Origin of the sequence: uncultured Ruthenibacterium sp. (assembly GCF_963558415.1) — a bacterium.
In the GTDB taxonomy this organism is placed as follows: Bacteria; Bacillota; Clostridia; order Oscillospirales; family Ruminococcaceae; genus Ruthenibacterium.
In genome coordinates this window covers 39,331-51,627 of record NZ_CAUWGY010000002.1, presented here as the reverse complement: position 1 = coordinate 51,627, position 12,297 = coordinate 39,331, and the positions used below count along the sequence as shown (strand labels likewise).

Genomic DNA, 12,297 nt, shown 5'->3' with positions numbered 1-12,297 from the left:
GAAAATGAAAACGACCCTCTGTGTTTTTATTGCACAGGGGGTCGTTTTATTATTCTTCTGAATTTAGAGCAGTCAAAAGCCAAATGCGTGCGGAGAAATCGGGCATGGGGCGTACGCCTTCGTTGTAACCTGTACCGGAAAACATCTGAGGCCGGCGAATGCCAGCATGCATCAGAAGGTCTCCTTGTGCCGTATAACAAATTTGTTCACAGGGCATTTGATACAATCCATCGGCCAGATGGACCAAAAGACCGTCGCCCTTGACGCGAACGGGAAGAACATGGTTTAAAAGTGAACGGAAAGAGGACAACTCCAATCCCTGAGCCCGCACGCATACTTGATAGCAGATATCGGGATCCAAGCCCTGGAGGCGTAGGGGTGGCTGTGCGCTGTTAGGAGTCAATAGTCCGTTCATTTCCAAAACGGCAGCTTGTTGTTTGTCCTCGGAAACGACTATCCACGCTCCGCCCTTCTCCGGCGTCGGCGCCATGAGACACAAAAGCTGCCCTTGCTGAAAGAGTGTGCGGTGTTCCTTATAAAAGGCGATTTGCTCACGGATTGCCTTTTCCTGTACTGGAGTCACTTGTGTCAAATCCATTTCGTAGCCGAGCAATCCAAAGGCAGCCACATCGAAACGACTCTCCAAAGGTGAAGAACGCAGCGTTTGATGATTGGGAACCGCCGTCACATGACAGCCCATTACACTTTGAGGATACCCCAATGAGGCCCATGTCTGCATTTTGCAGCGTTCCCATGCATCGGTATCATCGCTGAGCCAAATCTGCGGCATGTAGCATAGAATTCCCAGGTCAAAGCGGTTTCCGCCGCTTGCGCATCCTTCAAACAGCACATCGGAATGCGATTGGGTTACAGACTTTAAAACTCGGTATAACCCCAAAATCCAAGCATGGGAAAAACGCCCTTGTTCAAGGAGTGAGGCGCTATATCGGTCGGAATGATGACGATTCATATCCCATTTGACATAACGAATCGGTGCGGATGAGAGAATCTGACTTAATTGTTCAATCAGATAGTCCTGTACCTCTCTTCGGCATAAATCCAGAACCAATTGGTTTCGGCTGAAACTGGGTGAGCAGGAAGGAGAAGCCACGATCCAGTCGGGATGTTGTTCGTAAAGGGCGCTATCCATGCACACCATTTCCGGTTCTACCCACAGCCCAAAATTTAAATTTCGTTTTCCAAGGTATTCTGCCAAGCCTGACAGCCCGTTGGGGAGTTTCTGGAGATTGACGTCAAAATCTCCCAATCCGCGAGTGTCGTCGGTTCGACGGCCGAACCATCCGTCATCCAGGACGAACAGTTCTACTCCCAGTTCGGAGGCCTTTTTGGCAAGCGACACCAATTTCTTTTGGTTAAAGTCAAAATAGGTCGCCTCCCAGTTGTTGACCAAAATGGGACGCTCACGCTCGCGCCATTGGTCAGGCACAATGTGTGCGCGTACAAACCGATGCATATTCTGACGCATTCCATTTCGGCCTTGGTCCGAAAAACTGAGTACAGCCTGGGGCGTGTCGAAAAATTCACCGTGTTCCAAAGTCCATGCAAATCCATCGGGTTGAATTCCACTCATCACACGGGTCATACCGTAGGAATCCAATTCTACACTCCCTCGATGGCTGCCTGAATAAATCAGATTGAATCCATAAACTTCGCCATCTTTTTCGCAGGCTTGAGGATCGCTCAGCAGAAAGAAGGGATTGCAAAAGTGCGAAGAAGTACCGCAAGTACTTCCAAAGCAGGTGATTCCCCTGCGAAGAGCGGTTGTCTGAGGACAGAATTCTCTGGCCCAGGCACCCGTGAGTGTGGTCAACGTCAGGTCTTGGCGGGGAAGGTCCAGTTGAAAACTCATTGCTCGGTGGAGCGTTACGCAGGAATGTGTTTCATTGATAAGGCGCATGTGTCGGACAATGGTGTCGCACTCTTCATAGGGAGTATAGTATAGTTCCGCGCGCATTCCCTGAGGGCTGGAAAAACGGAGAACGAGACATTCTTTTGCACCGTGCGCCTGAGGAAGGTCGGTACAAATGGGCGGTTGCGAAAGAATTTCTCCTTCCAGATATCGAAAATCGAATACTGGGTCACCGTTTTCGGAACGAAGAGCCAGTGCCCCTTGGCGAAAATCGCCTTTTTCTGTGGGAGAAAGTTCCAAGCCAAGATGAAGAAGAGAAAGAGACGGGTCGACCGCTTTGTCATAGATTACATCGGTCCCGAAGCAGACAGAAATTTTCTGTTGAAGCGGTTGCAGTTCGGGCCTGATTTTTCGGCCATAGTGAAGTTGTTCGGCCAATGGGCCGCGAGGTGCAATGTAGTATCCGGTATTCCGGGTCTCTACACACCAGATTTCCCCTTGCTTGTAAATCATATTTCGTTCCCTTTCCGCTCACGAAGCGCCTGCGCAATTCGTGCATTTTCTTCCTCGGTAAGACGATATTTCCGGATGAAATAAACAATGGAAAAAACGAGTCCCGCCACTGGCAGTGCAACCATCAAAAGTCGCAGTCCCATAAGTGTTTGAGCGGATTGGACGGGCAGTTCTTCGTTCAACCCAATCATATCAATCCCCACACCCGCAATCAAAACACTGATAGCGCTGGCCAGCTTTACCACAAAGGTCTGCATGCTGAAAATCACGCTCTCGCTGCGCCGGCCGGTTTTCAATTCACCGTAGTCGACAGTGTCCGCCAAAAAGACTGTAGTCAAAACAGTGGCAAGTCCGAATCCGATGTAGATAATAAAGGCGCTGGCAGCCAGAGCAGGCACAGAATGAATTCCAGCCATACTCAGTGCAAATAAAAGAAGATATCCCAAAATGGTAATGCTAAGTGCACCGGTTAAAATTTGTTTGCTTCCCCAACGGCGGCGCAGTATGGGTAAACTGGCCATACTCAGAATCTGGCCCACGCCACCTACGGTGCCAAACAAACTGAACAGATCGCTGTTTCCAATGTCATATTTGAAAAAGTATACGGCAAGTTGGGTGGTGAGATAAAGCGAAGCATTGAACACGATGATGCCAACTACGACCACCATGGCTTGATCGTTGTGAATAAGCGCAGAAAACATATCCCGCACAGAAGGGGACTTGGAATGTTCAGCCTTTTTTTCTTGAATTAAAAAGACGCATAAAAGTTCTGCTACAACGAAAAAGACAGCGATATAGGCGGCAAAAATCGAAAAACCTTCTCGCTCATTGCCACCCAGGCGTACGACAAGCAACATAGTGAGTACAGTCGGTACCGCATATCCGACCGCGGCACAGGTACGGCCAATGACAGATAGATTTTCACGATCACGGCCGGCTTTGGTAATGGCCGGAATCATGCTCCAAAAAGGAATATCCATCAACGTATAGCTTACGCCCCAAAGAACATACGCACAGGTAGCATAAATGAGCATCGGGGTACCGCTCAGTGACGCTGGCATGGCAAACATTCCATAGAGAATTAAGGCATTGATCAGTGTGCCGGTCAGAATCCAGGGACGAAATTTTCCCATTCGGGTGTTGGTTTTTTCAACGACGACGCCCATTAAGGGGTCATTGAATGCATCAAATACACGAGCCGCCATCATCATGATGCCGGTAAAGGTCCCACTGATTCCCAACACGTCGTTGTAATAGTACAAAATGAAGCCGGATACAAGTGCATAGACCATATCCTTTCCGACAGCTCCAAGACCAAATCCCAGTTTTTGTTTTACATTTGTACTCATAGTTGTTCCTCCTGTTGTTTGCTCACGCTAAACATAAGCTCCACATCCGGAGCGCCCTCCATATGAATGGTGAGTTTCCCCTCTCCGGACAACCCAACGGTCCGCACATAGCAACCGCTCATTCCCCCGGCAAGAGGAACACTGCTAGGTCCTACAAGGGCAATGGCCCCTTGGGTCTGCAAAGTCACGGCCCGGCAGCAGTAAGGTTGTATTGCACCATGTTCATCTACGGCGCGAATGCGAATGGTGGCCATATCCCAACAATCTCCTTCGCACAGCTCCTGAGTATCTGCCAAAACTTGCAAAGCAAGACTTTCACCAGGACAGCGCACGGTGCTGCAAATTACGGCATCGTCTTTTATTGCATCAAAACGCCAGCGCACCACTTGTCCGCCCCAGCTTGTGAGATAGCGCGAAAACAATCGCAGTCCATCCTCATACCGAAATCCTTTGAAAAGCATCAGCCATGCAGCTTTGCATTTCGTGGAGAAAGGCAAAGTGGTGCCATAGCGGGCTACGTCAAACAGTACGTCTTTGACCAGTGCCGCAGTGCGAGGAGAAAATCCTTCCTCTTGTTCCAAAAGTGTGCCGATGGTATCGCGAATCAAGATCGGAGGATGGGCTAGACCCGGATAACCAGGATCCGGCTCATAGCTTCCGATCCGTTGTTCATTGCGATAAAGTTCGATTCGGTCGGCATTTGTAAACACGGCAAAGGTACCCAAGGCTCCGCCCGGATGCTCTCCAATATCCATAGAACTGCTGATTTCTAACACAGGGTGAAGTTCCTGTTGGCTGGCGTAAGTGTAAGCGGCAAGTTTTGGGTTTCGGAACATATCAAGAACACCGTGATAACAGATTCGGTCACCGCTTCCAAAATCACGATGCGTGTTGTAATCGAACATACACCAGCCAAAACTTCCAGCTATGTCTTGGTGAGTGCCGGCATCGCTGAGTACACGGGCATGACGCAGGGCTTGGGAAAGGCGATGTTCCTCACTGTCAAAGGCCTTTGTGGGAAACATGTGTCCATTGTGCTCACTGATCAGGTATCCTTTGCTTTGCTCCTTTGTTACGGCGTGTTTCGGTTCACAGCCAGGATTGGACCCATGATGAGAAAAATCGTTGTACGTATACACATCTTCCAGCAAATGGCTGTGTTGAAAGTTTCGTACTCCACCGGTGGGACGAGTAGGATCCAACCGGCGGGCGATTTGATTGGTTTGAGAATAAAATGCATCATCGTCCAAACTTTCATTGATGCGTACTCCCCAAAGAAAAATAGAAGGATGGTTGCGGTATTGTATCACCATTTCCTCTACATTGCGAAGAGCCTGTGCCTTCCAATGTTCAGTGCCAATATACTGCCAGCCTGGAATTTCGGTGAATACCAAAAGGCCTATTTCATCGCAGCGATCTAAAAATGCATGACTTTGGGGATAGTGACTGGTTCGTACCGCATTGCAGCCAAGTTCGAATTTTAAAATATCGGCATCCAGGCGTTGAGCACGCGAAGGCACCGCATAACCCAGATAAGGCCAGCTCTGATGTCGATTCAGCCCGCGAAGCTTGACCTTTTTTTGATTCAGGAAAAAACCTTCGGGACGAAACTCAACGCGCCGAAATCCAAATCGGACCTGCCGCATATCCAGTTCCTGATCTTTTCGAAGCAGCCGAACCGTCAAGGTATATAAAACGGGAGTTTCGCAATCCCAAAGGGCTGGATTTCTCACTTGGAGCTTTGCAGGAGCTGTTTGAGCATCTCCCTGCCAACAAGCCATCTCGGTTCCGCTGGCATCGGTCACAATCAAGTGAAGTTCGCATCCCTGCGCCTCCAGACAGTGGGGAAAACAGCGGATTTCACCGGTGATATCCGCTTGCACATAAACATCTTCTATTCGAGTTTTGTCTCCTACTTCTAACCAAACTTCTCGGTATAAACCGCCGTATGTGAGATAATCAATCACATTTCCAAAGGGGGGAACATCCAATGACTCACGGCTATCCAGTTCCACGGTCAGATTGTTGAGACCGTCCCAGCGCAGATGGTCGGTCAAATCTACCGAAAAAGCGGTGTAGCCACAGCCGTGTTCGCCCACAGGCGCTCCATTGCAATAGATCCGGGCAAAATGTGCGGCTCCTTCAAAGCGCACAATCACACGTTGCGACGCATGCTGTTTTGGGGCGTTAAAAAAACGGACGTATCCACTGACCATTTGATAGTCTTGCTCTGAAAAGTTGTTGAAGGGCAGTTCTTTTACAGTATGAGGCAAACGAACCGGGACAAGGTCCGCTTCGGGCTTTTTCAATTCGGTGAGCTGAGGACGGAAGGAAGGAGTAAAGTACCAGTCGTTGTTCCAAGAATAGCGTTTCATGTGTGTTCCTCCTGCTTTTGTACGATTCCTTCCATGAGAAGGTCCATCATTTGTTCCAGTGCATTTACATAGTCGATGCCCTCTCGTGCAAGCGCATCCGAAGAAAGAAAGTATTCCATGCTTCCTTCAACCACACTTCGAAAAATTCCTATGGAGAACGGACGAAGTTCCCCAGTTTGAATTCCTCTTTCCAAAAGTTCCAGTGTGGGAGCCCAACCGGATTCCAAATGTTGACAAATACTTCGATAAACCGTTGGATATTTTTCTTCCACTCCCTGAAGCCGACTCCAATTCAGAGTTTTAAAAGATTCTGGAAGTACAATCACCAAGCGCCGAATCTGTTCGGTTAAACTCAAAGAGGAGTCCGCCAACACTTGCGCCTCACTTTGTTTTACCTGTGCAAACATCACTTCTACCATTTCCAACAGAAGAGATTCTTTGCTGTCAAACAATACGTAAAGCGTCTTTTTGCTCACGCCCAACCGAGCGGCAAGCGCACTCATTGTGAAATCCAATCCTTCCTGACTGCACAGTTGGAAGGTTGCCTGGATGCATTTGTCACGCAGTGCGTCCATTGAGCACCTCTTTCCGGAAACTCATTTTTTATTTTTGGTTTCCAATTTCAATATACTTTATTTGCGATGGAAACTCAAGAAGCAAAATAAGTTTCGGCGCCTCGCATAGAGGTGCGCAGAACTTTTTGTGAAAAGTGCATCAGATAGAGGAAAGTGTATATTGGAGTATCGAATGCATATGCTATTTTGAGGAGGGATTCACATGAATGGTGTCAATTGGAAGAGTTATGCAATATGGATATTGGGTGTAGAAGCAGTGGGAGGTTTGTCCGGCTGGCTGACTCGAGAAGGAGCAAAAATATACAGTGAAACGATTGTACAGCCCCCGTTGTCGCCACCCGCCATTGTATTTCCGATTGTTTGGGGGATTTTATTTCTTTTGATGGGCGTAAGTGCAGCACGGGTTTATCTGGCGCCGGCCGGTCCGAATCGAACACTTGGATTGCGTCTGTTTTTGATTCAACTGGCATTTAACTTTTTTTGGAGTATTTTGTTTTTCAATTTTCAGTGGTTTGGCATTTCGTTATTGTGGCTGATTGCTCTCTGGGGCTGGATTGTCGGGATGATTTTGGTATTTCGGAAGGTAGATGCCGTGGCCGCATGGCTGCAAATTCCTTATTTGCTTTGGGTTGCCTTTGCGGGCTATCTCAATTGGGGCGTATGGCGGCTGAACTAAGACTTGACTTTTTCAGCACGGTGTAATACAGTGAACGCATCCAGCGATCAAGGCGGAAGGAAGAACCGGGATGTGCAAAGAGATTTTAAAAACAACGGCCTTGTTTCAGGGCGTTGCACCGGAGCATATGGATGCGGTGCTGAAATGTTTAGGGGCACGGCGCAAGCAGTTTGAAAAAGGGCAGAGCATTTATCGGGCAGGCGAGGTGGTCCGGTCGTTGGGAATCGTGCTGTCCGGAAGTGTTCTAGTGGAGAATCAGGATTTTTGGGGCAACGAAACCGTGTTGGATCGGTTGGGACCGGGTGGCATTTTTGCAGAAGCCTATGCTTGTGTGGCCGGCGAACCCCTCATGGTAGATGTAGTGGCACGAGAGCTGGCACAGGTGCTTTTTTTGGATGTGGAACGCATTCTTCAGCAGTGCCCGCAGAACTGTGATGACCACGGTCAATTGATTCGCAATTTGGTAACGCTGTGTGCTCAGAAAAATCTGAGCTTGTCCCGTAAAATTTTTCATACATGCGCAAAAACCATTCGCGGGCGGATTTTGTCCTACCTTTCTTATCAGGCCATGAGGAATGGCTCGAATACTTTTTCCATTCCGTTTGATCGTCAGCAATTGGCTGCATATTTGGGTGTGGACCGGAGTGCATTGTCGCACGAACTGGCCAAGATGCAGCGAGATGGGCTGCTCAAAACCAGCCGAAATCAATTTTGCCTTTTGGACGAAAGCGATTTTTCACATGAGAAAATTTGAAACGAGGGCCTCAAAGGCCCTCGTTTTTTAAATGGGATATTCAAATTCAAACGATGCGTCGGGAGAAAGAAAACAAAAAAGTGTTTTTCTGTTCTTTTGAAAATGATAATAAGAACGGCAGGAGACATTTTCTCGGATCGTGCGTTCCATCTGCCCCTTGATGGGGGCAGCCAACGGGAGTGCATGCTTGTCCATCATTTTGGCACAAAGGAGCGCGGTGCCTTGACGAATCAGAAGTTCGCCATTCTGCTTTTTTAGAACTCTTGCTCCAAGATAACTGGCCAATCGATATTCCTGCCCATGCCAGTGGACGATGGCAATGGTGCCCGTAAAGTGGACTGGGCCCAGCGGCACATCTGCAACGCTCAACATCAGACTTCCATCTTCGAAAAAACAATGTGTCCACGCGTATTCTTTGGGAAAGGAGGAGCCACGATCTCCTTCAATGTATCCCAAAGCGTTTTCAAAACGGTACACTTTTCCATTGATAATGATTTGTCCATCCACCCGATGACGCATACTCACAACGGTGTGTCGGCATTCCAAAAGGGGGAGTTTTCCAAGTGGTCCCATTACATCATAGGACACCGGCTCAAAAGGTCCAAAGCGCACTTCGCCAGTCGCATGACAGCCCTCGCTGTTCAAATGGAGAGTGATGCCCTCTCTTCCAAAGCGGCAGTCACCGATTTTCCATGCAAATCGTCCTTTTTCTTTTTGAAAAGCATTGTGTGGGAAAGGAATGGTCCAGCTTCCATCCGGGCAAATCACCTGGAGTGAGCAGTGGACAGTTCCACCCGACGCATGGAGCGCAGGGATAAAAGCCAATGTTTGATTGTTGGACTGACATTTAAAATACCACCCGCAGAAAGAATCTCTCATAAAATGATCCCGCCTTTTCTTTTGGAATTAGTTTTACAGAACGCATGACTTTTTATGCGTTTCGGAGGAATAAAGAGTGATTTTCAATGGCAAATGGGTTATACTGTAAGCAGAAACGTTCACCAGGGAGGACTTTTTATGTGTACGAGTATTTCTTTTTTTGAGCCAGCGCTGTTTGGTCGAAATCTGGATCTTGAATATTCCTTTGGAGAACAGGTGGTCGTTACGCCTCGGGAGTACCCCTTTTCGTTCCACTATCGTCCGGACATGATACGCCATTTTGCCATGATCGGTATGGCGAGTGTCGCCAAAAATGTTCCTCTATACGCAGAGGCTGCCAATGAAAAAGGCCTTTATATGGCAGGACTCAATTTTCCGTCCAATGCGTGGTATTTTCCTGATGTAGATGATGATCGTGAAAATGTGGCACCCTATGAGTTGATTCCTCTGGTTTTGGGCACCTGTGCTACGTTGGTACAGGCGCGCCGCCTTTTGGAAAATATTCGCTTGATCTCAAAGCCTTTTGCCGAGGGATATCCTCTGGCACCTCTGCACTGGCACATTGCGGATGCAACGGGTTCCTTGGTGGCGGAACCGCGGGAAGACGGCCTTCGTATTTACGAGGATCCGGTGGGAGTTATGACCAACAATCCGCCGTTCCCTTTCCAACTGATGAATTTGAATAATTATCAGTCGCTGTCCGCCCGCCCACCGGAAAACCGTTTTTCTCAGGCACTGGATTTGCAGATTTATGGCCAGGGCATGGGAGCCTTGGGCCTGCCCGGAGATACATCTCCGATGTCACGTTTTGTGCGGGCTGCATTTTTGAAAGAAAATGCGGTGATGACGGGTGAGCCGGAAGAAAAGGTAAATCAGTTCTTTCACATTTTGGAAGGGGTCTCTATGGTCCGCGGAACGGTCATTACACCCGAAGGCAAATACGATGAGACCACTTATTCCTGCTGTATTGATGCAGGCAGTGGAATTTATTATTACAAAACCTATGACAACAGCCAGATCAGCGCGGTTTCAATGTTTGAAGAAAATTTGGATACAAGCGCACTGATCGCCTATCCTCTGACACGCGGTCCTCAGATTCATTTTGTCAACAAGGGTGGACAAGTAGGTCAATAAATCTTTGAATACAAATAAAAGGCGGCAGATGGTGTATCTGCCGCCTTTTTGCTATTTGTGAACAAAAAGAAAATCTTTTTTTGTTTACTTGACTTAGTCAAGTAAACGGAGTATACTGACGCTGAACAAAAGGAGTGAAAACATGTTTGGAACATTGGCTTTTTATACCACGGTTTTTTATCGTAAGTTCTCAGGTTACACCGCTCGTGCGCTACAGGCGGTTGAGCTCAACTTTGGTTTACTATTTCCATTGATTTATGTGGGGAAGCATCCGGGGTGCACTCCATCTGAGCTTGTACACGCCCTGCGAATGGATTGGGGATATGGTCAAAGAAGCATTCAAAAGCTCGTGGACGGTGGATTTATCAGCCGCCGGAAAGAGGGGCGAGCGTATCATTTGGATTTGTGCGAAAAAGGAAAACAGGCATTTGATGTGAGCCATCAGGTGTTTTTTGACTGGGACCAGCAGGCGCTGAGCGTTTTAACTTTGGAAGAGCAGACACAAATGAAGATGCTGTTAGGAAAGATTAAAAGAGGCTTGGAAGAAAAGAAATGAGCAGTTATCAAACCATTGGAAGTCCGGTTCTTTATGGCGGACTGAAATTGAAAAATCGAATCATCTTTGCTCCCACATCCATGGGAGTGGCGCCGGACGAGATGATCGAGCGTATGCGGCAAATCGCGGCAGGTGGCTGCGCGATGATCGTAATTGGGGATGTTTCGGTGTTGCCGCACGGCTTTGGACCATCGCTTTACAGCAAAAAGGGAATGGACTTTTACAAGAGATTGGCACAGGCAGTACACAGTGAAAACTGTCTTTTGTGCGCCCAACTTCATCAGTCGGACTCCAATTTGCGCGCGATGTTCAAATACGTTCCCGGCGTTCTTACAAAAAAGATTTCAAAAGCAGAACTTCGTCCTCTGTTGAACAAAGAAGTCGGACCTTATATTACAGGAATGTCCACAGCCCAAATCACAAAAATTATCCGCGCATTCGGCAGGGCGGCGGTGTTGGCCAAGCAGGCGGGGTTTGATATGATTCAAGTGCATGGAGACCGGATGTGCGGAAGTTTTAGCTCCAGCATTTACAATCATCGCACGGATATGTATGGCCAAAGTGCAGAAAATCGGGCAAGATTTGCATGCGAGGCAGTGCGTTCCGTACGCGAACAACTGCCCGATATTCCCATTGATTATAAGTTGGCCGTGCGCCGAGAAAATCCTCACTATGGAAATGCGGGAGTGCTGGAAAGCGAACTTCCGGTGTTTATACCGCTGTTGGAACAGGCCGGTGTGACCAGTTTTCATGTGACTTTGGCGAATCACGGGGAACTGGAGGACACCATACCATCGGCAAAGCATCCGTATTTTGGCCAGGAAGGATGTTTTCTGCCGTTTTGTGATCAGGTGCGTGCTCTGACAACTCTTCCTGTATGTGGTGTAGGCGGATTGACAGACCCGGATTTTGTGGAACAGCAGATAAAGGTTGGCCGAATGGATTGTGCGGCCATGAGTCGGGCACTGATTGCAGATCCTCAATGGCCGAACAAAGCGATGAGCGGAAAAGTCAATGAGATTCGGCGCTGTGTCCGGTGCAACCGGGCATGTCTAGGCGGAATGATGGCACACAAAGGGGTCCACTGTATTTATGAAAAGGAGATAGAACAATGAAGTATGCAATTGTTTACAGCAGCAAAACCGGAAATACAAAATGTTTGGCCGAAAAGATCCAGTCGGTCCTTGGGTCACAAGACTGTATTTACTTCGGTGAACCGAGCGCTCGTGCGCTGGAAGCAGATCGAATCTATGTGGGATTTTGGACAGACAAAGGAAATTGCGACTCGCAGATTGCTGAGTTTTTAAAAAGCGTTTCCAATCAACAGGTGTTCCTGTTTGGAACGGCAGGATTTGGCGGAACCCCGTCGTATTTTGAAAGTATTCTGAATCGGGTGAGGGATTATTTGCCGAATGAGGCAAAGCTGGTTGGAACTTTCATGTGCCAGGGCAAAATGCCTATGTCTGTGCGTGCCAGATACGAGAAAATGATGGAGAGCCCGGAACACGCACCGAATCTTCCCATGATGATTGAGAATTTTGACCGTGCGCTCAGCCATCCGGACCAAGAAGATTTGGCGGCCTTGGAGCAAGCCGTGAAAAAGTAAAAAACAGCGC

11 protein-coding genes are annotated in these 12,297 nt (G+C 48.2%); 6 read left to right on the top strand and 5 right to left on the bottom strand.

Features of this window, described 5'->3' with window-relative positions; translation table 11 throughout:
• Nucleotides 1–49: 49 nt before the first annotated feature.
• From AB5H98_RS00710 to AB5H98_RS00695, 4 genes are read right to left on the bottom strand one after another with little or no spacing between them, the layout of a single operon-like run.
• Nucleotides 50–2,383, bottom strand: a complete 2,334-nt coding sequence (locus tag AB5H98_RS00710; protein WP_367923990.1) for an alpha-galactosidase — start codon at nucleotides 2,381–2,383, stop codon at nucleotides 50–52.
• Entirely contained in the window at nucleotides 2,380–3,732 is a 1,353-nt protein-coding gene (locus tag AB5H98_RS00705) for a glycoside-pentoside-hexuronide (GPH):cation symporter (protein WP_367923989.1), read from the bottom strand. Before AB5H98_RS00705 ends, AB5H98_RS00710 begins: the two co-directional genes overlap by 4 nt.
• Nucleotides 3,729–6,107: a glycoside hydrolase family 2 TIM barrel-domain containing protein gene (locus tag AB5H98_RS00700; RefSeq protein WP_367923988.1), complete on the bottom strand. Its 2,379-nt coding sequence runs from the start codon at nucleotides 6,105–6,107 to the stop codon at nucleotides 3,729–3,731. Before AB5H98_RS00700 ends, AB5H98_RS00705 begins: the two co-directional genes overlap by 4 nt.
• A complete protein-coding gene (locus AB5H98_RS00695; RefSeq protein WP_367923987.1) occupies nucleotides 6,104–6,682 on the bottom strand; it encodes a TetR/AcrR family transcriptional regulator in 579 nt (192 codons plus the stop codon). The genes AB5H98_RS00700 and AB5H98_RS00695 overlap by 4 nt, the downstream gene beginning before the upstream one ends.
• A 202-nt stretch (nucleotides 6,683–6,884) precedes the next feature.
• Between AB5H98_RS00695 and AB5H98_RS00690 the strand changes: the two genes are divergently transcribed.
• Nucleotides 6,885–7,358, top strand: a complete 474-nt coding sequence (locus AB5H98_RS00690; RefSeq protein ID WP_367923986.1) for a TspO/MBR family protein — start codon at nucleotides 6,885–6,887, stop codon at nucleotides 7,356–7,358.
• A 70-nt stretch (nucleotides 7,359–7,428) separates the two neighbouring features.
• A complete protein-coding gene (locus AB5H98_RS00685; RefSeq protein ID WP_367923985.1) occupies nucleotides 7,429–8,112 on the top strand; it encodes a Crp/Fnr family transcriptional regulator in 684 nt (227 codons plus the stop codon).
• Between the two features lie 27 nt (nucleotides 8,113–8,139).
• On the opposite strand, the gene AB5H98_RS00680 is transcribed toward AB5H98_RS00685, so the two are convergent.
• Entirely contained in the window at nucleotides 8,140–8,991 is an 852-nt protein-coding gene (locus AB5H98_RS00680; RefSeq protein ID WP_367923984.1) for a tocopherol cyclase family protein, read from the bottom strand.
• Nucleotides 8,992–9,129: 138 nt separating this feature from the next.
• Between AB5H98_RS00680 and bsh the strand changes: the two genes are divergently transcribed.
• The 4 genes from bsh (at nucleotide 9,130) to bilS (ending at nucleotide 12,287) form a co-directional block, all read left to right on the top strand.
• A complete protein-coding gene (gene bsh / locus AB5H98_RS00675) occupies nucleotides 9,130–10,125 on the top strand; it encodes a choloylglycine hydrolase (RefSeq protein ID WP_367923983.1) in 996 nt (331 codons plus the stop codon).
• 142 nt (nucleotides 10,126–10,267) lie between these two features.
• Nucleotides 10,268–10,681 (top strand): bilirubin utilization transcriptional regulator BilQ, encoded by a 414-nt coding sequence (bilQ, locus tag AB5H98_RS00670; protein ID WP_367923982.1) that lies wholly within the window; start codon nucleotides 10,268–10,270, stop codon nucleotides 10,679–10,681.
• Nucleotides 10,678–11,796: a bilirubin reductase gene (gene bilR, locus AB5H98_RS00665; protein WP_367923981.1), complete on the top strand. Its 1,119-nt coding sequence runs from the start codon at nucleotides 10,678–10,680 to the stop codon at nucleotides 11,794–11,796. Before bilQ ends, bilR begins: the two co-directional genes overlap by 4 nt.
• A complete protein-coding gene (gene bilS / locus AB5H98_RS00660; RefSeq protein WP_367923980.1) occupies nucleotides 11,793–12,287 on the top strand; it encodes a flavodoxin family protein BilS in 495 nt (164 codons plus the stop codon). The genes bilR and bilS overlap by 4 nt, the downstream gene beginning before the upstream one ends.
• Nucleotides 12,288–12,297 lie beyond the last annotated feature (10 nt).